Annotated in this window: 1 protein-coding gene; it reads right to left on the bottom strand. The window is 56.9% G+C overall.

The genetic code is table 11. The features are described from left to right. Positions 1-102, bottom strand: a 102-nt coding sequence (locus K5Q58_RS20670; RefSeq protein WP_220755728.1) for a twin-arginine translocation signal domain-containing protein, incomplete at its 3' end; no start/stop codon positions are given. Positions 103-648: the final 546 nt, after the last annotated feature.

Raw genomic sequence — 648 nt, 5'->3', positions numbered from 1 at the left:
CAAGGCTTGACCACTGACAGTCGCAACCGCGCCTGCCGCACTGCCGATCGCCAATGCCTTGAGCAGTTGACGACGACCCATGTCGGAAGCTTGCTTCTTCATAGTGTCTCCTCGTGTTGAAGGTAGACGGGGGAAACTCCCCCGCATGCTTTAGCCCGTGTTGCCACGGGCAAATTCTCAGGCCAACTCGCTGGCCTTGGGCTGGATCTGTACCGCCGGGGTTTCCACCACGGGCGTGCTCAGCACCAGCTGTTCAAACTCATTGATTTCGGTTTCAAAGAAGGCCCGGCCGAGTTGTGCCACCACGGCGTAAAACGCGGCGGAGGGACAACGGGACAAGGTATCGAAGAAACGTATGATCCAGCTGCCGATATGGCGGCGGTAGAAGGCCAGTTGCTGATGGGCCGGAGCTTCCAGCAGCAATACGCTCATCACCTCGCACAGGGCGGCAACATGATCTTCCGGCTCCTTGACGTTTTCTTCGCGCTCGAAGCCCAGCTGCATCAGATCCTGACGCAGCAAAGCCAAGGGCTTGTCCATCAGCGAACCTGTCATAAACCAGCTGCCATAGGGCAGGATTTCCCCCGAGCCCACGAGACTCCTGAGCATCTCGTATGCCGTCTTCTGCTTGAAAAAAAAAAAAAAACA

This window comes from Shewanella sp. KT0246 (genome assembly GCF_019654955.1).
Lineage (GTDB): Bacteria > Pseudomonadota > Gammaproteobacteria > Enterobacterales > Shewanellaceae > Shewanella > Shewanella goraebulensis.
Note: the sequence above shows the minus strand (reverse complement) of the source record. Positions and strands in the feature narration are given on the sequence as shown.